Here is a 20,050-nt window from a genome sequence, read left to right as displayed (position 1 = left end):
AGACGTGTACCGGCCCGTGTCGACCGTGCCCGGCACCGCTGCGACTCGTTTTTATAAATCCTAAAATATAGGACTCGTATTCCAAAAGATGGTTTACGTAGAATTCCACACGGTGATATGCTGGTCAACAATTAAGCGCAGCACCTAGGGATTGCACTAGGAAACATGCGGAAACCTGGCGCTTGGTATCGGGCGACAGGCATGATGCCATCGACGAAAGCCGCGCTCTTATATTATTTTTTGCATCCCAAATATTGAATTTTCATAATGAGAGGTCAGACATGACACCCAGTTCGGCACTGGCCGGCATCACCGTGCTTGAAATTTGCAACGTCGCGGCGGGACCCTTCTGCGGCATGTTGTTGGCGGATATGGGCGCCGACGTCATCAAGGTTGAAAACCCGCAGGGCGGCGACACGCTGCGCAGCTGGCCGCCCATTTCCAACGGCTATAGCGAGAACTTCGCGTCGCTGAACCGCAATAAAAAGTCGGTGACGCTGAACCTGAAAGACCCCGCCGACCTGGCACTGGCGCGCGAACTGGCGCAGACCGTTGACGTGCTGATCGAAAACAACCGGCCCGGCGTGATGGACCGCCTGGGGCTGGGTTATGCGCAGTTGCGCGAGGCCAATCCCAAGCTGGTGTATTGCTCGATCTCGGCCTACGGCCAATCGGGGCCGCGCTCGCAAGAAGGGGGGTTCGACCTGACCATCCAGGCCATGAGCGGCATCATGAGCGTGACGGGCGAAGCCGGCGGCGAACCCGTGAAATGCGGCGTGCCGGTGGCCGACTTTTCGGCCGGGCTGTACGGCGCGTTTGCGATTGCGTCGGCGTTGCGCGCGGCGCAAGCCAGCGGGCAGGGCACGCACATCGATGTGCCGATGCTGGGCGCCACGTTGGGCATCGCCGCGTTGCAGACGTCGGAATTTTTCGGCAGCGGTAAAGACCCCGTGAAGCTGGGCTCGGCCCATCCGCGCAATGCGCCGTATCAGGCGTTTCGTTGCAAGGGCGGTTATTTCGGCATGGCGGCCGGCAACCAGGCCTTGTGGAAGAGCGTATGCGCCACCGTGGGCCGCGACGACCTGCTGGCCGACCCGCGCTTTACCGACACCAGCGCGCGCGCCCGCCACCAGACGGACCTGCGCGAAATCCTGGAAGCCATCTTCGCCACCGAAGACGCACAGACCTGGTTGACGCGTTTTCGCGCGGCGGGCGTGCCGTGCGCGCCCATCAACACCTATTCCGAAGTGCTGGCCGACCCGCAGGTGGAACACATGGGCTGGGTGCAGCCCGTGGAGTTGCCCAACGGCGTGCAGACGCGAACCTTCGGCCTGCCCGTGCGCTTTGATGGCCAGACCACGGCGCTGCGCCTGCGTCCGCCCGCGCTGGGCGAGCACAACGACGAAGTGCTGGGCGCGTTGCGTGCGGCCGGGAAAGGGGTGCCGGCATGAGCGGCGTGTTGCGTATCGACAAGCAGGGCGCGCGCCATGTGCTGACGCTGACGCGCGCTGAAAAAATGAATGCGTTGTCCGCCGAGCTGGTGGACGCGCTGATCGCCGCGCTGGACGAGGCCGAGGCGCAGGGCGCCAAGCTGATCGTGATCAAGGGCGAAGGCAAGAACTTCAGCGCCGGCTTTGACTTTGGCGACTGGCAGACGCAAAGCGAAGGCGACCTGCTGCTGCGCTTCGTGCGCATCGAGACCTTGCTGCAACGCCTGGCCGCGTCACCGTGCCTGACGGTGGCGCTGGCGCACGGCCGCAACTTTGGCGCGGGCGTGGACCTGTTCGGCGCGTGCAAGTGGCGCATCAGCGCGCCCGACGCTACCTTCCGTATGCCGGGCCTGAAGTTCGGACTGGTGCTGGGCACGCGCCGCTTTGCCGCGCTGGTGGGCGCCGAACGCGCCCGCACCGTGTTGGAACAGGCGGCCACGTTCAACGCCGAAGAAGCGCTGCGCGATGGCTTTGCGACGCGCCTGGCCGTTGCCCAGGAATGGGCCGACATTGAACAGCACGCGGCGGAAACGGCGGTCGCGCTGACCGACGCCAGTCGCATTCAGCTGTATGCCGCGCTGTCCCAGGAAACGCCCGACGCCGACCTGGCGCGCCTGGTGCGTTCGGCGGCGGCGCCCGGCTTGAAGGACCGCGTGGCGGCTTACCTGCAAGCGCGCTAAGGGCACAGGAACCTGCAAGGGAGAGGAAGACTATGGCTTCGGGATTCAACCAAAAGAACAAGCAGTGCACGGTGGCCGAGCTGGCCGCGCTGGTGCCCGATGGCGCGTCGATCGCGCTGGGCGGCAGCTTTCTGCATCGCGGCCCGTTCGCGTTCGTGCGCGAACTGATCCGGCAAGGCAAGCGCGACCTGGAACTGGTCAAGCAATCGCCCGGGTATGACGTGGACATTTTGTGCCGCGCCGGCGTGCTGCGCCGCGTGCGCGCGGGCATCGTCGCCATGGAAGGCAATTTCGGCCTGGCGCCCTGGTATCGGCGCGCGGTGGAACAGCGCCAGATCGAACTGGAGGAACACGCTTGCGCCAGCCTCACGGCGGGCTTGCGGGCGGCGGCGTTCGGCGTGCCGTTTCAACCCTGCGGCGGCCTGCATGGCAGCGGCCTGCCGGAATTGAACGGCTGGGCCTGCCTGGACGACCCTTATGGCAGCGATCAGAAAACGTATGTGGTGCCGGCGATTCGCCCCGACTTCGCGGTGATCCAGGCGTCCGAGGTGGACGCGCTGGGCAATGTGCGCGTGCACGGCACCGCGCATTGGGACCGCATCATGTCGCGCGCGGCGGGCAGCGTGCTGGTGGTGGCGGAAAAGCGGGTCGACAGCGCCGTGTTCGAAGCGCAACCCGAATCCACGCTGGTGCCGTACTTCATGGTGCAGGCCTACGCCGTGGCGCCGGGCAGTGCGTGGCCCGGGTCGTGCTGGCCCGACTACGCCATCGACTATCCGGCGGTGGAAGCCTACATGGACAAGAACAGCGATCTACAAGCGCATCTGGCCGCCGCGCCCGAAGCACAAGGGGGCAATCATGGCTGAACAGTGGTCGGGCTTTTCCTACATCGTGACGAACCTGGCGCGCTTCATCCGGCCAGATGAAATCACCTTCAGCGGCGTCAATTCCACCATGCCGATGCTGGCGTGCCTGCTGGCCAAGCGCGCCTATGACTGGGACTTCGTCTACATCAACGTGGCGGGCGGCGTGAACCCGCGTCCCTCGCACATTCCCATTTCCAGTTCCGACCCGGTGTTGGCCGAACACACCGCGTCGATCTTCTCGAACGAAGATTTCTACGACCTGTGCACGCGCGGCCGCATGGACCTGACCTTCCTGGGCGCGGCCCAGATCGACGGCGCGGGCTGCGCCAATAACTCCTGCATCGGCGACTGGCACGCGCCCAAGGTGCGCTTGCCGGGCGGCGGCGGGGGCGCGGTGATGCTGCCCACGGCCAAGCGCGCCTGCACCTGGCGCACGGAGCATTCCCGGCGCACCTTCGTGCCCAAGCTGGACTTCATGACATCGTGGGGCGGCTTTCATGGGGTGGTGACGCCCATCGCGGTGTTCATCAAGCGCGACGGGCGCCTGGCGCTGCAATCCTGGCATCCGGAATCCAGCCTGTCGGAAGTGCGCGAGCGCACCGGCTTTGAGTTCGATGCGACCGGCGCGGCGCCGACTGAACCGCCGACCGAGCAAGAGGCTCGCGCGCTGCGCGAACTGGACGCCGACGGCCAGTTTGAACGCGACGCCGCCGTTGCGCTGCGCTAGGGAGGCCGCCATGACTCTTGCCGAACCGACGCTGGTCGCGGCGTTTGCGCGTGCCTGGCGCCAGCCGGAGTGGGCATCGCGCACCGCCATCGTCACGGCCGACACGACGGTGACGTATGCCGACCTGCACCAGCGCGTGGCGCGCATCGCGGATGGCATCCGCGCGGCGGGCGTGGCGCCGGGCAGCTATGTCGCCATCGCCATGGAGCGGTCGCTGGAACAGGTGTTGACCCTACTGGGCGTGATGGCGGCGGGGGCATGCCCCTGCCCGTTGGAACCCCGCTTGTCGGCCGAGGAAACGGCGCGCCGCGTCGCGGCGGTGGGCCTGACCTGGCTGCTGCACGACAAGCCCAATGCCGCGACGGCGGCGGCCAGCGGCCTGGCTCCGGCGCGGGTGCTGGAGGCGGCAAGCGTGGCAAGCGCGGCGAGCGCGGCCGACGTGGCGAACGTGGCGAACGTGGCCGACGTGGCGAACGTGGCGAGCGCGGCCGACGTGGCGAACGTGGCGAACATGGCGAACGTGGCGGGCGGGGCAACTGTGACGGACGTGGCGGACCCGGCAACTGTGGCCGACCTGGCGCGACCTTCACATCCCGCACGTCCGGACTACGCGCCGGCGCTCGGTTGCGCCGACCAGATCTCGCCCGATGCGCCCGGCCTGTTGCTGTTCACCTCCGGCAGCACCGGCAACCCCAAGGGCGTGTTGCTCAGCCATCGGGGCTTGGCCAACAATGCGCGCGGCGTGTTGGCGCATACCGGCCTGACGCCGGACGACCGCTTGCTGCACGTGATGCCGCTGCATCACACCAACGCCTTGAACAACCAGATCTTCGCGCCGTTGCTGGCGGGCGCCAGCGTGGCGTTGGCCGGCCGCTTTCGCGCCGACGACATGCCGGGCTTGCTGCGTACGTTCCGGCCCACGATCATCACGGGCGTGCCCACGATGTACGCGCGCATGCTGGAACTGGAGTTCGATGCCGCCAGCCTGGCCGGCCTGCGCTTTGCGCGCTGCGGATCGGCGCCGATCACCGAAGCGCTGCATCGGCGCATCGAAGCATTCCTGGGTTGCCCGCTGGTGGTGTCCTACGGGCTGTCAGAGGCCACCTGCACGTCCACGATGAACCCGCCCGACGCCCGCCGCGTGGGCTCGGTCGGCACCGTGCTGGCCGGTCAAAGCGTCACGCTGCGATTGCCGGACGGCGCCGAAGCCGCGCCCGGCGGCGAAGGCGAAATCTGCATCGCGGGCGACAGCCTGATGCTGGGCTACCTGGGCGTGGACAACGGCAACGATGGCGCGCCGGCGCTGTTGCGCACGGGCGACCTGGGGCGCTTCGACGACGCCGGCTACCTCAGCATCACGGGCCGCATCAAAGACGTCATCATTCGTGGCGGCGAAAACATTTCGCCCGCCCTGATTGAAGGCGTGGTGACGGGGCTGCCCTTTGTTGCCGCGTGCTGCGTCGTGGGCGCGCCGGACGATGACCTGGGCGAAGTGCCGGTGATCTTCGCGCAACCCCAGGCGGATGCCACGGCGGGCGCGCAGGAAGCCGCCGCGCTGCAAGCGGAAGTGCAGTCCCGGCTGGGGCGGATCTACGTGCCGCGCGACGTGTTCTGGGTCGAGCGGCTGCCGGAAAACGCCGTGGGCAAGGTCGACCGCAAGGCGCTGGCCGGCATGGTGTCACGCAAGCCCGAGCACGCGTGATTCATCAGTTCCCCGGGCGCAGGGCCTCACGCCATCTGGCTGGGAGTCTTGCGAAAGCGCTTCAACGGCAAGGTGAACAACACACTGCCGATCAGCGGCCACGCCAGAAAGGGTCGCCAGACCAGGCTTAGCCCGCGATCACCTTTACGCCAGCCTCGCCAACCCGGCAATGATCGTCACCATGCGGCAACTGCTGCCGAAAGTGCGCGCGTACCGCATCTGGCGCGGCGCTGATGTGCGGCTTGCTGTAGGGCTGCGGTCAGGCCTGGCCGCGCAACCGGGCCAGCTCGGCCGAGAGCTCGGCAACCAGCGCCTGCGCACGCGCCAGGGAATCGTGGGACGACGTCGTGTCTTCCGGTGTCGGGGGCAGGGCCGTGAAGGCCGGGTGGGCCAGCTTGGCCGAGCTGACCGCGTTGACCGAGTTGGTCGGCTTGGCCATTTCGGCCGGTTCAGCCCCTTCCGCCGGCGCATCCTGCAAACGCGGATGCACGCTTTCGTGGCCCATGCTGACGTCCACGTCGAACACCAGCTGCTCGGCGCGATGCCAGGTGGTGAACCACTCCAGGGGACGGTCATGCTGATCCATGCCCTGGCCCTGCAACATCAGCAGCGGCGTGCCGGTCTGGGTGTGCAGCAGTTTGGCGAGCTTGGCGTCGGCGGCCACGGCGCGGATCTGGTTGCGGCCCGCGCCGGGTCGCAGGCCGAAGCGCCGCGTCAACACGCCATGCAAGGAAGCGTCGGCCAGATCGTCGGCGCGCAGCCCGGGCACGGCGTCGGCCGGCAGCCACGTACGCACATACGCCAGCGGCGCGTCGGCCACATGACGCAAGCGTTCCAGCATCAGTAATTGCGTGGTGCCAAAAAACGCCGCCACGTCGGCGGGCGGTTCGGCCCGCGCGAACGCCAGCACGCGCGTCTGCAAGGCCACGCCGGACTGCGCGAATTGTTCGTACAGCCCGGTGGACCGCTGCACCAGCCGGCGATGTTCCTGCGGCGCGGCAACCGTTGCCGGGCGCCCGCTTTCGCGTTGGATCAAGCCTTCGGTGGCCAGCGCTGCCAGCGCCTGGCGGACCACGCTGCGCGCCACGCCAAAGCGTACGCACAGCGCGGCTTCGCTGGGCAGCACGGCGCCCGCCGCCAGCTTGTTCGTCCGGATAAAGCCCCGCAGCAAGGCCGCCACCTGGGCGTGCAGCGGGGTATCGCCAGAGCGATCAAGAATGGGCAGTGCGTCGTGCGTGGCGGGCGCCATGGAAATCAACCTCCGGTTTGTGCCCGCGCAGTTTCCCATACATGCGTCCAGCCCGGGGCCAGATGCGCGGCGCGCTCGGCGGCCAGGATCAGGCTGTCTTCGCGCGCGATGCCCTTGCCCGCGATGTCGAACGCGGTGCCGTGGTCCACGGACACGCGCACGACGGGCAGGCCGACGGTGATGTTGACGCCATCATCGCCATACACGGCCTTGAACGGCGCGTGCCCTTGGTCGTGATAGCAGGCAATCACGAACTGCCACTTGCCGCGAACGGCTTGCGGGAACAGGGCGTCGGCGGGGATCGGGCCGGCGGCCAGGATGCCGGCCGCGTTGGCTTCGGCCACGGCCGGGGCCAGGATGTCGGCGTCTTCGCTGCCGAAGATGCCGTTTTCACCGGCGTGCGGGTTCAGGCCCGACACGGCCACCGGCTGGTCGCCGCGGCCCAGCGCCTTGGCGAACGAGCCCGCCAGACGCAGCACGGCGCGCATGCGCGTGGGCGTCAGATCGTCGATGGCCTGGCGCAGCGATACGTGCGTGGTGGCGTGGAAAATGTAGAGGTCGCCGGCCGACAGCACCAGCGAGAACGTCTTGACGCCGAACTCGTGCGCCAGCAGTTCGGTGTGGCCGGGCCACTTGTGGCCGGCGGCGTGCATCGCGGCCTTGTTCAGCGGCGCGGTGACGATGCCGTCGACTTCGCCGGCGCGCGCCAGGGCGCAGGCCGTGGTCACGAAACGCACCGAACCGTCGCCCGCGTCGGCGCTGATTTCGCCCAGCTTGACGTGGGCCAGCGACGGGCCGGCTTGCAGCACTTCGATGGTGCCGGGGGCATTGGTACAGTCGGCCGCGCGGTCCAGCTTGCGCACGATGGCGGGGTCGCCGCCCAGGCCGCGCACCGCGTTGACCATCACGTCCACATCGCCCACCACCAGCAGGCGGGCCTTTTGGCGCAGTTCGTCATGGCCCATCAGCATCTTGGCCGTGATTTCCGGCCCGATGCCGGCCACGTCGCCCAGGGTGACGGCCAACAGCGGCAGCTTGTTCGATTGAGGTTGTGTCATCGCTTGAATCTCCTGTCGCGGATCGCGCGCACGGCGCGAACCAGTACGTCTTCGGTGCCAAAGCCGCCGGCCTTGGTCACCACGGGCAGGCCCGCGGCCATGCCCCCGGTCAGCGTGCCAAGAGGCACGCCGCCCATGACTTCATCCACCAGCGCGATGCCGCGCGCGGCCAGCGCCACCAGCACGCTGCGCGCGCCGTCGCCACCCGTGGCGACCACGCCCGCCGCGCGGGATGCCGTGATCAACTGCGCCGCCAGGCTGCCCAGCCGTTCGGCGACTTTCTCGGAATCCAGGCCGTCCAGCTGCCCTTCGGGCGCCAGCAGCAGCACGGTGCCGGCTTCGGCCGGCGCCTTGGCGTGGGCTTGCAACAGCGGCTGCGTCCAGGCCTGCCAGGCGGCGTCGTCGGCCAGTTGTTGCAGCGAAGGCGTCCAGGTGTCGGCGCCCGACGCCTTCAGTGCAGCGGCTTGCGCGCGTGCCGCGCTGTGCTGCGACGTGACCACGACGACGACGGGCGCCGTCTGGTCCGCACCGGCCCACACGCGAGCCAGCGGCACGGCCAGGCCGCCCGCGCCCACGGGCAGGGCGTGTTCGCCCAGCAAGCCGATGGCGCGCGCCAGGCGCTCCAGGTCGGCGTCCGTGGCGGCGTCCACCACCACGGTGTGGCCCGCTTCGCGGATACGCGCGGCCAGCGCTTCCGGCGTGTCGCCGTCTTGCACCGCGACGTGGGCGCAGCCCAGCAACGTGGGGATATGGCTTTCGGTGACGGGCGTGACCGGGTCCGTCGCGGCGGACGTTTCGGTGACGGGCTTGCCGTTCACCCTCAGCACGCCTTGTTCAACGGTGCGGCCGGTGGCGGGAAAGGCGGGGCAGATCACCGCCACCGTGTCCGGGCCCCAGGCCAGGCGGGCCGCGTCGATCTCGGCCTTGAAAGCGCCGCGCAAGGTGGAGTCCACCTTCTTGTACAGGCGCGACACGCCGGCCGCGCGCAGCTGGCGCACGTTCTGGTCGATGACGCGGGCGGCCTCGGCGGCGGGCAGGGCGCGGCTGTTGGTCGTGACCGCCAGCACTTCGACGCCGGCCGTGGCCGGGCCGGACAGCGCTTCCTCGGCGCCGCCGATGGACAGGTGCGTGCTCCAGCCGGCGCGCACGAACTGCACGGCGGTGTCGCCCGAGCCGGTCAGGTCATCGGCAACGATGGCGATGGTGGGGGTCAAAGCGCCTCTCCGCGCGCCTCGCCCAACGTCGGCGTGGCGCGGCTTGCGTCCGCGTCCTCGGACTTCAGTTCACCGGCGCGCTTCAGGAAGTACGACGCCAGGATCGGAGCCAGGATGGAACTGATCAACACGCAGGCGGCCACTTGCGCGGTGGCAGTGGACACGTATTGCTGGAAGTTGGGATCGGCGGCGGCCACCACGGCGGGCGTGGCGATGGCGTTGCCGGCGGTGGTGCCGGCGGCAAAGCCCAGGCCGCTCTTGCCGCCACGGCGCAGGATCAAGCGATAGCCCAGGTAGACCAGGCCGCCGGTGATCGGGCTGATGATCAGGCCCAGGATCAGGCCGCTGATGCCGCCGCTGACGACCGCGCCCAGGTTGATGCCGGTGCCCAGCGCGAAGGCGAAGAACGGGATGACGATGTTGGGCACGGGCTTGAGCACGTCGCGCCACTTCGGGTCCAGGTTGCCGACCACGACACCCAGCAGGAACGGCACCAGCGCCGCCACCAGGGCAATCATGGGAATGTCGGCCAGGCCCGAGGCGCCCAGGAACAGCAGGCTGAAGAAGGGGCCGTCATTGACGGCGCTGGCAACGTAGGCGCCACGGTCGCGCGCATCGCCGTACTGGCCGGTGTAGGCCAGCCACAGGCCGCCGTTGCTGTTGTCGAACGCGGCCAGCAAGGCCAGGATCGACACGCCCAGCACGCCGTCCAGGCCGACGTAGCTGCCCAGGATGATGATGAGCGTGGCGGGCACCAGCGTCTTCATCAGCAGGATGGTGCCGGCCGTGGCCAGGATGGGGCCGCCGGTGCGGGCGTTGACCTGCGTGCCGGTCGCGAAGATCAGCAGGGCGATCAGCGGCAGGGCGCTGTTCTTGAAGAGGGCGGTGGTGAAGCCGCCGATGGCCAGCGCATCAGGGGCAAAGGTGCCGATCAGGGAACCCAGGATCAGCGGCACAAGCATCAATCCACCAGGGATTTTCTGCATGGTGCCAAAAAAAGGCGAACGGGAAGAGGCAGCGGTCGACACTTGCGTAAGTCTCCAGGACGGTTCTGGTGGATTGCAGACGTTCGTTGACGCGTCTGTCAGTGGGGGTTGAAAAACCGCTAGTGTACACCTGTACGTACTGCCTGTACGTACAGGTTTTGCAGCTGGCTCGGGTTTTTCAGGATTCCCGTCCTGGAGGGTTCAGCGCAAATGCCGGCGTTGCGACGAGCCTTGCATCAGAAGCGGTACGCCCCGCTCAACATTACCGTGCGGCGTGCGCCGTAGAAGCAGTCGCCACGGTCCAGGCAAACCACTTCATAGGTGCGGTCGGCAATGTTGTTGACGTTCAAGGCATAGCGCCACGGGCCGTTGTCGTAGCTGACCATCGCGTCGAACAAGGTGACGGCGGGCGTTTCGGGCGCGCCGCCATCGCGGAAGGCCGTCAGGTAGCGCACGCCCGCGCCCACCGCGAAGCCGGGCTGGCCGGCCAGCGCAAAGCGGTACTTGCCCCACAAAGACGCCATGTGCTTGGGCAGGGCTTCCAGTTGCGGGTCGACATCGGTGTAGAGGTAGTTGGCGATCACGTCGACGTTCTTGGTGACGCGGCCTCGCAATTCCAATTCCACGCCGCGCGTGCGCGTCTTGCCGGCCTGGAGCTGGTTGTTGGGGTTGTCGGGGTCATTGGTTTGACGGTTCTTTTCGCGCAGGTCATAGGCCGCGGCGGTGAACTCGATGTCGGCGTCCTTGGGCATGTATTTGATGCCGGCCTCGACCTGCTTGCCGCGCAGCGGCTTGTAGCGTTCGTTGTAGAAGTTGGACCCGGCAATGGGCGTGAACGATTCGCTGTAGCTCAGGTAGGGCGACCAGCCGTTGTCGGCCGCGTACATCAGGCCGAAGCGCTTGGTGGTGGCGTAGTCGGTTTCCTTGTCCTGGCCTTCGATGCGATTGTCGGCGCGGTCGCGGCGAATGCCCGCCAGGAAGATCCAGTTCTGGTCGAACTTGATCTGATCCTGCGCGTAAAAGCCCAGCTGCTGCTGCTTTTGCTTGGGCGTGTCGGACAGTTCATATTCCGGCCGGTTGCCGTAGACGGGGTGATACAGGTTCAGCGGCGCGCCCAGGCCGGAGGCCGTCTGGCTGGTCTCGCGGTAGTGCGAATAGTCCATGCCGAAGATAACGGTGTGCTCGGTGCGGCCCCAGTTCAGCTTGCCCTCGATATTCTGGTCGGCCAGCAGCGTGCGCATGCGCGGCTTGTTGACGTAGAAGTAACGGTCGGTGGTGGTCTGTTCCGCGTCGATATAGGAATCGCCACGGCGCGCGCCGTACACGTTCGGGTACAGCGATTGGTAATCAACGCGGCTGACGGTGTTGCGGAAATTCTGGCGGAATTTCCACGTGTCGTTGAACTGGTGTTCAAACAGCCAGCCCACGCTGAATTGCTCGGTGTCGTAGGCGTCAAAGCCGGGCTCGCTGACGAAGCGGCGCGTCGGGATACGGCCATTGGGGTTTTCTTGCACCGACCCGCTCCAGGGCAGGAACGATTGCGTCGTGCCCGCCTTGTCCTTCTGCCACAACGCCTGCAAGGTCAACGACGTGGCGGCGCTGGGCCGCCAGGTCAGCGACGGCGCCAGCATCAGGCGGTCATCGGGCGCATGTTGCACCTGGGTGTCGCTGTCGCGCCCCACGCCCACCACGCGATACAGCCATTGGCCGTCTTCCGTGACCGGGCCGGTCAGGTCGGCCTGGATTTCGCGGCGGCCGTGATTGCCCACCACCACGCCGATTTCGCGCTGGGCGTCGGCTTGCGGGCGCTTGCTGACCAGGTTGACCAGGCCCCCGGTGCTGCCTTGTCCGTACAGCATGGACGACGGGCCGCGCAGCACTTCCACGCGCTCCAGGCCGTAGACCTCGGTGCGCGGGTTGTTGGAGTTGAAGAACTGGCGCAGCCCGTCCAGGTATTGCGCGGGCTCGGTGCCGCGTATGCGCACATAGTCGCCGCGGTTGTCCACGCCGTACGCATTGGGCCGCACGCCCGCGGCGTAGTTCATGGTGTCCTGAACGTTCAGCGCGCCCTGGTCCACGATCTGGTCGCGCGGAATCACGGTGATGGCTTGCGGCGTTTCGGACAGTGGCGTGTCGGTCTTGGTGCCCGTGGCGCTGCGCGTGGCGACGTAGCCGTCCACGGGGCCGGTCGCGGTTTCGCCCATGCCGGTGACCTGCACGGCAGGCAGGACGGTGGTGGCTTCGGTGGCCGGATTGGTGGTTTGCGCCTGCGCGGTGGCGCCCAGGCAGGCGGCCAGCGCGGCGGCGGGCAATAGCGTCTGCGGCCGCGGCAGGCGGGCGGCACAAGGTGTATGGCGTTTCAAGAGTCGTCCCCTACGGCGCTGCGGCCGCTGATTACATACAGGAATAGCAACGATAACTATTATTAATTGCGTTGCGGCCACGCGCCAAGACGCATGGGCGATCCCAGATGTAAAAAAAACCTGCACGGTTGGGCGGCGGCGGCTGGTTGCCGGCAATAAATACCTTGCGTTTCAGAGGCTTGGCGGGACGCCGGGCAGGCCCCGCCATTGAAGAGAAGAAGGCGCCGTCCTGTTGGCCCCACACGACACCGGACGCCTCATGCGTACTGCGCGCGCCGCGTGCCACCTTCGCGGCGGCTGGCCTTGTCGGCCACGATATTGTCTTGGCCCATCTGCCGGCCGCGCTGTTCGATGCGGCCCAGAAAGTCGCGCAGCAGCGCTACCTCGCTATCGCTCAGGTCTTGCACCAGCAGTGCATTCAGCCGCGACACTTCGGGCAGCAGCGCCTGGTATCGCGCCAGCCCCTCGGCCGTGGCCTCGACCCGCACGACACGGCGGTCGGCGCTGTCGTGCAAACGCCGCAACCAACCTTTTTCACACAGCGCGCCCAAGGTGCGCGACGTGCGCGCCAGGTCCAGCTTGGCGGCGGCGGCAAGCTCGGCGGAATTCATGATGCCGCCTTCAATGGCGCAGGCCAGGATGCGCCATTCGCGTCGCGTGATGCCAAAGCGCCCTTCGCACAGGCGCACGAAGACGGGGTTCGATTGCGACCATGCTTGATACAGCCGGTACATCAGCATGTCGGCCAATTGCGGCGGTGCGGGGATGGGGCGGGTTGGCATGGCGTCTCCTCCTTGCCGCAGCGCGTGCCGCGTCGGCGCGTTGCGCTGCATATCGTTATGGAAAGTCCTGGATTAGATCAAGCAATGGACCCGTTGCTACAGTCAATCTGCTTATTTCGGTATACGGCCAGGCAGAAAGAAACATAACCGACGGCGGGCCACTGTCGACAGGAGAACACCATGCGTAAATGGATGACGGGCGCGGCCTTGGCTGCCGCGTTGGCGGGGGGCGCGTCGCTGGCCTGTGCGCAGCAGGCGCCGCTGGATGGCGCGTTGACCATCGTAGTGGGCTACCCGCCCGGCGGAAGTTCCGACCGCATTGCGCGGCTGGTGGCCGACCGCCTGAAAGACCGCGTGGGCGTGCCCGTCGTCGTGGAAAACAAGACGGGCGCCGGGGGGCGCATCGCGGCCCAAGGCCTGCATGCCGCGCCTGCCACGCAGAACGTGTTGATGCTGGCCAACCCGGCCGTGATGGTGGTGGCGCCGCTGGTCTACGCCCAGCCCGGCTACGACGCCCAGCGCGATTTCAAGCCCGTGTCCCTGGTCAGCGAATATAAGTTCGCGCTGGCCGTGCCCGCGTCCTCGCCCATCCAGGACGTGGCCGCGCTACGTCTGTGGCTGCGCGCCAATCCCAAGCAATTCACCGTGGGCGTGCCCGCCACCGGCAGCTTGCCGCATTTCTTTGCATTGATGCTGGGCCGTGAAATCGGCCAGGAGCCCGAGGTGGTTGGCTATCGGGGGTCGGCGCCGCTGATCTCGGAACTGATCGGCGGCATCCTGCCGCAAGGCATCGACACGCTGGACACCTTGTTGCCGCAGCATCGCGCCGGCAAGATCCGCATCCTGGCGACCTCCGGTGAAACGCGTGACGCCGATCTGAAAGAGGTGCCCACCTTTCGCGAAGGCGGTGTGAACCTGGCGGCCGACGGCTGGAACGCGTTCTTCGCGCCGGCCGCGATGCCCGAGGCGAAGGTCAAGCGGCTGGGCGCCGACATCGCCGCCATCCTGCGCGAGCCCGCCATGCAGCAAGCGGTGCGCGCCGTGTTCCTGGAACCGGTGTCGCGGGACGCATCCGACACCGCCAAAGCGTTGGCCGCCTACCGCCAGCAATGGGAGCCGGTCGTGCGCGACTCCGGCTTCACGGCCACGCAATAAGGGGCGGCGATGCGTACCGTGCAAAACGTGTTGTTCATCATGGCGGATCAGCTGCGCGCCGACCACCTGGGCTGCTACGGCCATCCCTATCTGCAAACGTCGAACCTGGACGCTCTGGCCAGGCGCGGCGTGCGCTTTGATCGCGCCTTCGTCAATTCCGGCGTGTGTGGCCCGTCGCGCATGAGCTACTACACGGGCCGCTATCCGTCGCGGCATGGCGCGACGTGGAACCGCGTGCCCTTGTCCGTCAACGAGATCACGCTGGGTGAATACCTGGCCGGGCAGGGCCGCGACCTGGCGCTGGCGGGCAAGACGCACATCATTCCCGACAAGGCCGGCATGGAACGGCTAAGCATCGATGGCGCCTCCGAGCTGGGGGTGCTGCTGGCGCGCGGCGGCTTCACCGAACTGGACCGCTACGACGGCCACCATCCGCCCGGCGACGAAAGCGGCTACCCGGCCTACCTGCGGCGCCACGGCTACGACAGCGCCGACCCCTGGACGGACTTCGTCATTTCAGGCGTGGATGCCAACGGCCAGATCGCCAGCGGCTGGCACATGCGCAACGTGCATCTGCCCGCGCGCGTGGCCGAACCGCATTCCGAAACCGCCTACATGACGGACCAGGCGCTGGACTTCATGCAGCGGCGCGGCAGCCAGCCCTGGGTGCTGCACTTAAGCTACGTCAAGCCGCACTGGCCCTACATGGCGCCCGCGCCGTACCACCGGCGCTATACCGCCGACCAGTGCCTGCCGGTGCAACGCAACCGCGAAGAACTGCGCGACGCGCACCCCGTCGTTGCGGCGTATCGCCAGCAAGAAGAAAGCATCAGTTTTTCCACCGACGAATGCGTGCGCGTGGTGCGGCCCGCGTACCAGGGGTTGATCCAGCAGCTGGACGACCACCTGGGCCGACTGTTCGACTACATGGAAGGCGCGGGCCTGATGAAGAACACGCTGATCGTGTTCACCGCCGATCATGGCGACTTCCTGGGCGACCACTGGCTGGGCGAAAAGGAATTGTTCTACGACACCGTGCAACGCGTGCCGTTCATCGTGATGGACCCATCGGCGGCGGCCGACGCCACGCGCGGGCAGGCGCTGGATGACATGGTGGAAAGCGTGGATCTTGTGCCGACCGTGCTGCGCGCGCTGGGCACGCCAGGCCCCGCGCACCGGCTGGAAGGCCGCGAACTACAAACGCTGCTGCATGGGCGCGACGCCGCCACGCCGTGGCGCGACTGCGTGTTTTCCGAGCTGGACTACAGCTTTCGCCACGCGCGCATCCTGCGTGGCAAGACGCCGCAGAACGCCCGCGCGTGGTCGGTGCGCACGGACCGCTGGCGCTATGTGTACTGGCTGGACGAGCCCGAGCAACTGTACGACCTGCATGCCGACCCGGGCGAATTCCAGGACCTGGGCACAAGCAGCGAGCACGCCGCCGTCCGCCTGGAACTGCGCCAGCGCCTGTTGGACTGGATGCTGCGCGGCAAGCGCCGCACCACCCTGAGCGACGAGGCCGTGGAAAAGGCTACCAACGCGCACAAACGGGCGGGCGTGTTTTTCGGGCAGTGGTAAGAGGCGGCGCCGTTGCGCGGTAAGCGGGGGGAAGGCGTCGCGCACTAAGGGGCGTGGTGGCGTCGCGCACTAAGGGGCGGGGCGCCGTCTCGCGCCGCCCGGTCGCCGCGATCGGGCGTGCCCCCTCAGGCGTGCCCCGCGCTTTGCGTTTGCGTCGGCGCGGCGGTCTCGGGTTTCAGTTCCCGCCGCAGGATCTTGCCCACATTCGAGCGCGGCAGGTCATCGCGAAATTCCACATAGCGCGGCACCTTGTAGCCGGTCAGCTGCGTGCGGCAATGCGCAATCAGCGTGTCGGCGTCCAGGCCCGGATCCTTGCGGATCACGAACAGCTTGACCGCTTCGCCCGACCGTTCATCCGGCACGCCCACGGCCGCCACCTCGCGCACGCCCGGATGCAACGCGGCGGCGTCCTCGACTTCGTTCGGGTACACGTTAAAGCCCGACACCAGGATCATGTCTTTCTTGCGGTCGATCAGGAACACGTAGCCGTCGTCATCGACGTAGCCGATGTCGCCGGTGCGCAGAAAGCCGTCCGGGTACATCACCAGCGCCGTTTCGTCGGGGCGATTCCAATAGCCCTGCGTGACCTGTGGCCCGCGCACGCAGATTTCGCCGGGTTCGCCCACGCCCAGTTCTTCGCCGTCGTCATTGCGGATCGAAATCTCGGTGGACGGCACGGGCAGGCCGATGGACCCGGTGAACGTCGTGACGTCCAGCGGGTTGACCGTGACGGCGGGCGACGTCTCGGTCAGCCCATAGGCCTGCGCCAGCGACTTGCCTGTGACGGCGCGCCAGCGGTCCGCCACGGCGCGTTGCACCGCCATGCCGCCGCCCATCGTCAGGCGCAGGCGAGAAAAATCCAGCTTGGCGAAATCGGGATGATTCAGCAGCGCGTTGAACAAGGTATTGACGCCAGTAAACGCCGAAAACGGCACCTTGCCCATCTCTTTGATCAGGCCGGGGATGTCGCGCGGGTTGATGATCAGCAGGTTGCTGGCGCCGATTTTCATGAACGTCAGGCAGTTCGCCGTCAGCGCAAAGATGTGATACAGCGGCAAGGCCGTCACGACGCATTCCTCGCCATCGTTCACCAGCGGCTTGATCCAGGCGTGGGCCTGGCTGACGTTGGCCACCAGATTGCCGTGCGACAGCATTGCCGCCTTGGCTACGCCCGTCGTGCCGCCCGTGTATTGCAGGCAGGCCAGGTCGCGCTGGTCCAGCTGCACTTCGGTAAACGGCTGGGCGCGGCCGGCAAGCAGCGCGTCGGCCAGGCGCACATGCCCGGGCAGGGACCACGCCGGCACCATGCGCTTGACGTGGCGGATCGCGAGGTCCACCAAGCGCCCTTTGACCGGCCCCAGCATCTGGCCGATGGAGGTGACCAGCACGTGTTCCACCGCGCTGTTGGGTAACGCCTTTTGCACCGTGGCAGCGAAGTTGTCGGCCACCACGATGGCGCGCGCGCCAGAATCCACCAGCTGGTGTTCCAGCTCATGCGGGGTGTAGAGCGGGTTGCAATTGACCACGACGCAGCCCGCGCGCAAGGCGCCGAACAGGCACACGGGGTATTGCAGCAGGTTGGGCATCATGAGCGCGACACGGTCGCCACGGCCCAGGCCTTGCGCGTGCAGCCACGCGGCGAAGTCGCGCGTCAGTGCGTCCAGCTGGGCGTAGCTGATGGATTTTCCCATGCTGATGTACGCGGTTTTATCCGCGTAGCGGCGGCAGCTGTCTCGCACGATCGAGACCAGCGTGGTGACGCCGTCCATGTCGATTCGTGCGGGGACGCCGGCGGGGTAGCTCTTGTGCCAGATAGGTTCCATCTTTGAGGATTTCCGCCTAGTTGCCCAACAGGGCTTTTTTCAGGGAGGCCTGCGCCGGCTTCTCGCCCAGCCACACGCGCAGCAGCGCGCGCGCGAAGTCGGGGCTGTCGATGCGGCCGCGTTGCTTGCCGTTATGTGACCCGGTCACGCCACGGGCATCGAAATCCAGGTCGACCACATCGCCTTCCTTGAGGGCGCCGATGTCGGCCATCATGCCGGCCAACTGGTCGGCCGGCGCTTTCATGGCGGCCAGCTCTGCCTTGGGCGTATTGTCGCGCAGGCCTTCCTGCAAGGCCTCGTCCAGGCTTTTGCTGTCTACGTCGCGCAGCAATTGCAGACGGATGCGGCGCGGCTCGGTGCTGTTGATCAACGCCGCCGCGTCGTGGCTTTTCGTGGTGACGTACAGCGACGCTACGTACACCTTCACCACGATTTTCGTGCGCACGCCGGCGCCGTTGAGCACCAGTGCATGGCTGCCCGCGGACAGCTGTTCCGGCACGCGCCTGCCCGCCACGTCGAGGTCGGCGGCAAAGGCCGGCGCACCCACCAGGCCAGCCGCCAGCGTGCCGGCCAGAACGCCTGCCTGAAGTCGGCTCAGGGCGGTGGATCGCCCTCCAGGGATACGTTGCATGTGTCTCCTCCTGTGGTCTTTCGCTTGTAGAACTTCTTGTCGGCGATATAGATCGTGCGTTCCACGACGGCGTACACCACGCCGTCCTTGTCCTTCAATTCCACCGTGTACGTGCGGGTGGTTTCGTGGTCGCGCGCAAGGTCGGCGCGGATGTCCGCGATTTCCCCGGGCGGCAGCCGGAAGTCGACATACAGGGTCGTGTAGGCGGGCTTGCGAAAGCGGATCGAGGCGGCCTTGTCCCACACGATGTGATCCGGTCCCAATGCCGACATCAACATCGTCGGGTGGGCGCCGTCCGTTACCGCAAACAGCGACCCGCCGTACATGGACCCCACGATGTTGCGCGTGCGGCGAAGCAGCGGCAGCTTGATACGGATGTGCAGGAAATCCGGCGACACAAACATCACGCGGCCGCCGGTGGCGCGAAACGCCGGATGCAGGTTGAAGCCCACCCGCATCAGGCGCGCGCGCCATTGCGGCGACAGGCTTTTAAGCCAATAGGGCTTCAGGCTGGGCATGCCGGTCGATTCCGCAATGGGCCTACATCGCTTCAAACAGCCCGGCCGCGCCCATGCCGGTGCCGATGCACATGGTGACCAACCCGTACTTGCCGCCCGTGCGGCGCAGCCCGTGCGTGATGGTTGCCGTGCGGATCGCGCCGGTGGCGCCCAGCGGGTGGCCCAGCGCGATGGCGCCGCCCAGCGGGTTGACCTTGGCCGGGTCCAGCTTCAGTTCGCGGATCACGGCCAGTGATTGCGCGGCGAAGGCCTCGTTCAGCTCGATCCAGTCCAGCGCGTCCTGCGTGATGCCGGCGCGTTGCAGCACCTTGGGGATGGCGGCAACGGGGCCGATGCCCATCACTTCGGGCGGCACGCCGGCGACCGAGAAGCTGACGAAGCGCGCCAGCGGGCTCAGGTTGAATTCGCGCAGGATGCGGTCGGACACCAGCACCACGGCAGCCGCACCGTCGGACATCTGCGAGCTATTGCCCGCCGTGACGCTGCCGCGCGTCGAGAACACCGGGCGCAACCGCGCCAAGGCTTCGGCGCTGCTGTCCGGGCGCGGGCCTTCGTCCACCTCGACCAGCCTGCGCACCATCCGCACCGCGCCGCTGGCGCCGTCGGGCAGATGCGATACCACTTCATAAGGCGTGGTCTCGGCGCGGAAATGGCCGGACGCAATCGCCGCGCACGCTTTCTGGTGCGAGGCCAGCGCGAAGGCGTCCTGGTCTTCGCGCGACACCTTCCAGCGTTCCGCGACCTTTTCGCCCGTCAGCCCCATGCCGAACGCCATGCCGATGTTCTCGTCATGGGCAAAGATCTCGGGGTTCATCGACACCTTGTTGCCCATGATCTGCGGCATTGCGCTCATGGATTCGGTGCCCGCGCCGATCATGATGTCGGCTTCGCCCATGCGGATGCGCGCGGCGGCGTCGGCCACCGCCTGCAAGCCGGACGCGCAGAAGCGGTTCACGGTGACGCCCGCGACGCTTTGCGGCAGGCCCGCCAGCAGCAAGCCGATGCGCGCCACGTTCATGCCTTGTTCGGCCTCGGGCATGGCGCAGCCGGCAATGACGTCTTCGATGCGCGCGGGGTCCAGCGACGGCACCTGCGCCAGCGCGCCGTTCAGCGCGGCGGCCAGCATGTCATCGGGCCGCGTGGTGATGTAGGCGCCGTTGCGCTTGCCTACCGGCAGGCGCGTGGCGGCGACGATGTAAGCGTCTTGAATCTGCTTGGTCATGATCGT

General features: G+C 67.2%; 17 protein-coding genes. 7 read left to right on the top strand and 10 right to left on the bottom strand.

Annotated features, from left to right (window positions below):
• The first annotated feature begins 281 nt into the window (after positions 1 to 281).
• The 5 genes from AC6LJY_RS11610 to AC6LJY_RS11590 are packed head-to-tail and all read left to right on the top strand — an operon-like array spanning position 282 to position 5,465.
• A complete protein-coding gene (locus AC6LJY_RS11610) occupies positions 282 to 1,451 on the top strand; it encodes a CaiB/BaiF CoA transferase family protein (protein ID WP_485857081.1) in 1,170 nt (389 codons plus the stop codon).
• Entirely contained in the window at positions 1,448 to 2,170 is a 723-nt protein-coding gene (locus tag AC6LJY_RS11605; RefSeq protein ID WP_498135979.1) for an enoyl-CoA hydratase/isomerase family protein, read from the top strand. Before AC6LJY_RS11610 ends, AC6LJY_RS11605 begins: the two co-directional genes overlap by 4 nt.
• 32 nt (positions 2,171 to 2,202) lie before the next feature.
• Positions 2,203 to 3,036, top strand: coding sequence for a CoA transferase subunit A (locus AC6LJY_RS11600; protein ID WP_046804146.1), 834 nt, complete (start codon positions 2,203 to 2,205; stop codon positions 3,034 to 3,036).
• Entirely contained in the window at positions 3,029 to 3,763 is a 735-nt protein-coding gene (locus AC6LJY_RS11595; RefSeq protein WP_314361607.1) for a CoA-transferase subunit beta, read from the top strand. Before AC6LJY_RS11600 ends, AC6LJY_RS11595 begins: the two co-directional genes overlap by 8 nt.
• 10 nt (positions 3,764 to 3,773) lie before the next feature.
• The gene (locus AC6LJY_RS11590) at positions 3,774 to 5,465 is read left to right on the top strand and encodes a class I adenylate-forming enzyme family protein (protein ID WP_498135978.1); all 1,692 of its coding nucleotides are present in this window, start codon (positions 3,774 to 3,776) and stop codon (positions 5,463 to 5,465) included.
• Between the two features lie 259 nt (positions 5,466 to 5,724).
• Here the strand turns inward: AC6LJY_RS11590 and AC6LJY_RS11585 are convergent, their stop codons facing one another.
• The 6 genes from AC6LJY_RS11585 to AC6LJY_RS11560 form a co-directional block, all read right to left on the bottom strand.
• On the bottom strand, positions 5,725 to 6,714 hold the full coding sequence (locus AC6LJY_RS11585) for a GntR family transcriptional regulator (RefSeq protein ID WP_498135977.1): 990 nt from the start codon (positions 6,712 to 6,714) through the stop codon (positions 5,725 to 5,727).
• 5 nt (positions 6,715 to 6,719) lie between these two features.
• The gene (gene pdxA, locus AC6LJY_RS11580; protein WP_046804139.1) at positions 6,720 to 7,772 is read right to left on the bottom strand and encodes a 4-hydroxythreonine-4-phosphate dehydrogenase PdxA; all 1,053 of its coding nucleotides are present in this window, start codon (positions 7,770 to 7,772) and stop codon (positions 6,720 to 6,722) included.
• Positions 7,769 to 8,986: a D-threonate kinase gene (gene dtnK, locus AC6LJY_RS11575; protein WP_498135976.1), complete on the bottom strand. Its 1,218-nt coding sequence runs from the start codon at positions 8,984 to 8,986 to the stop codon at positions 7,769 to 7,771. Before dtnK ends, pdxA begins: the two co-directional genes overlap by 4 nt.
• Positions 8,983 to 9,972, bottom strand: a complete 990-nt coding sequence (locus tag AC6LJY_RS11570) for a 2-keto-3-deoxygluconate permease (RefSeq protein WP_104144249.1) — start codon at positions 9,970 to 9,972, stop codon at positions 8,983 to 8,985. The genes dtnK and AC6LJY_RS11570 overlap by 4 nt, the downstream gene beginning before the upstream one ends.
• Positions 9,973 to 10,208: 236 nt before the next feature.
• The gene (locus tag AC6LJY_RS11565) at positions 10,209 to 12,335 is read right to left on the bottom strand and encodes a TonB-dependent siderophore receptor (protein ID WP_498135975.1); all 2,127 of its coding nucleotides are present in this window, start codon (positions 12,333 to 12,335) and stop codon (positions 10,209 to 10,211) included.
• A gap of 257 nt (positions 12,336 to 12,592) precedes the next feature.
• Positions 12,593 to 13,117 carry a MarR family winged helix-turn-helix transcriptional regulator gene (locus tag AC6LJY_RS11560; RefSeq protein WP_485133197.1) on the bottom strand — a complete coding sequence of 175 codons (525 nt, stop codon included), beginning with the start codon at positions 13,115 to 13,117 and terminating at the stop codon, positions 12,593 to 12,595.
• A gap of 192 nt (positions 13,118 to 13,309) precedes the next feature.
• Here AC6LJY_RS11560 and AC6LJY_RS11555 point away from each other — a divergent pair, with 192 nt between their 5' ends.
• Positions 13,310 to 14,272 carry a Bug family tripartite tricarboxylate transporter substrate binding protein gene (locus AC6LJY_RS11555; protein ID WP_498136011.1) on the top strand — a complete coding sequence of 321 codons (963 nt, stop codon included), beginning with the start codon at positions 13,310 to 13,312 and terminating at the stop codon, positions 14,270 to 14,272.
• A 9-nt stretch (positions 14,273 to 14,281) separates the two neighbouring features.
• On the top strand, positions 14,282 to 15,850 hold the full coding sequence (locus tag AC6LJY_RS11550) for a sulfatase-like hydrolase/transferase (RefSeq protein WP_104144251.1): 1,569 nt from the start codon (positions 14,282 to 14,284) through the stop codon (positions 15,848 to 15,850).
• Positions 15,851 to 15,975: 125 nt separating this feature from the next.
• Here AC6LJY_RS11550 and AC6LJY_RS11545 read toward each other — a convergent pair whose 3' ends face one another.
• The 4 genes from AC6LJY_RS11545 to AC6LJY_RS11530 are packed head-to-tail and all read right to left on the bottom strand — an operon-like array spanning position 15,976 to position 20,044.
• Positions 15,976 to 17,673, bottom strand: a complete 1,698-nt coding sequence (locus tag AC6LJY_RS11545; protein WP_498135974.1) for an AMP-binding protein — start codon at positions 17,671 to 17,673, stop codon at positions 15,976 to 15,978.
• A gap of 16 nt (positions 17,674 to 17,689) precedes the next feature.
• Positions 17,690 to 18,304 (bottom strand): chalcone isomerase family protein, encoded by a 615-nt coding sequence (locus AC6LJY_RS11540; protein WP_052945977.1) that lies wholly within the window; start codon positions 18,302 to 18,304, stop codon positions 17,690 to 17,692.
• A complete protein-coding gene (locus tag AC6LJY_RS11535; RefSeq protein ID WP_046804197.1) occupies positions 18,268 to 18,813 on the bottom strand; it encodes a PaaI family thioesterase in 546 nt (181 codons plus the stop codon). Before AC6LJY_RS11535 ends, AC6LJY_RS11540 begins: the two co-directional genes overlap by 37 nt.
• Before the next feature lie 31 nt (positions 18,814 to 18,844).
• Positions 18,845 to 20,044, bottom strand: a complete 1,200-nt coding sequence (locus AC6LJY_RS11530; RefSeq protein ID WP_498135973.1) for an acetyl-CoA C-acyltransferase — start codon at positions 20,042 to 20,044, stop codon at positions 18,845 to 18,847.
• Positions 20,045 to 20,050: the final 6 nt, after the last annotated feature.

It is taken from the genome of Achromobacter sp. RT286_PF, from assembly GCF_059760425.1.
This window is presented reverse-complemented; position numbering and strand designations above follow the sequence as displayed.

Excerpts from the sequence above, each read along its gene's own strand:
- AC6LJY_RS11595 (WP_314361607.1), top strand. The coding sequence starts at position 3,029 with ATGGCTGAACAGTGGTCGGGCTTTTCCTACATCGTGACGAACCTGGCG.
- AC6LJY_RS11555 (WP_498136011.1), top strand. The coding sequence starts at position 13,310 with ATGACGGGCGCGGCCTTGGCTGCCGCGTTGGCGGGGGGCGCGTCGCTG.
- AC6LJY_RS11610 (WP_485857081.1), top strand. The coding sequence starts at position 282 with ATGACACCCAGTTCGGCACTGGCCGGCATCACCGTGCTTGAAATTTGC.
- AC6LJY_RS11600 (WP_046804146.1), top strand. The coding sequence starts at position 2,203 with ATGGCTTCGGGATTCAACCAAAAGAACAAGCAGTGCACGGTGGCCGAG.
- AC6LJY_RS11545 (WP_498135974.1), bottom strand. The coding sequence starts at position 17,673 with ATGGAACCTATCTGGCACAAGAGCTACCCCGCCGGCGTCCCCGCACGA.
- AC6LJY_RS11530 (WP_498135973.1), bottom strand. The coding sequence starts at position 20,044 with ATGACCAAGCAGATTCAAGACGCTTACATCGTCGCCGCCACGCGCCTG.
- AC6LJY_RS11560 (WP_485133197.1), bottom strand. The coding sequence starts at position 13,117 with ATGCCAACCCGCCCCATCCCCGCACCGCCGCAATTGGCCGACATGCTG.
- pdxA (WP_046804139.1), bottom strand. The coding sequence starts at position 7,772 with ATGACACAACCTCAATCGAACAAGCTGCCGCTGTTGGCCGTCACCCTG.
- AC6LJY_RS11590 (WP_498135978.1), top strand. The coding sequence starts at position 3,774 with ATGACTCTTGCCGAACCGACGCTGGTCGCGGCGTTTGCGCGTGCCTGG.
- AC6LJY_RS11585 (WP_498135977.1), bottom strand. The coding sequence starts at position 6,714 with ATGGCGCCCGCCACGCACGACGCACTGCCCATTCTTGATCGCTCTGGC.
- AC6LJY_RS11550 (WP_104144251.1), top strand. The coding sequence starts at position 14,282 with ATGCGTACCGTGCAAAACGTGTTGTTCATCATGGCGGATCAGCTGCGC.
- AC6LJY_RS11540 (WP_052945977.1), bottom strand. The coding sequence starts at position 18,304 with ATGCAACGTATCCCTGGAGGGCGATCCACCGCCCTGAGCCGACTTCAG.
- AC6LJY_RS11605 (WP_498135979.1), top strand. The coding sequence starts at position 1,448 with ATGAGCGGCGTGTTGCGTATCGACAAGCAGGGCGCGCGCCATGTGCTG.
- AC6LJY_RS11570 (WP_104144249.1), bottom strand. The coding sequence starts at position 9,972 with ATGCAGAAAATCCCTGGTGGATTGATGCTTGTGCCGCTGATCCTGGGT.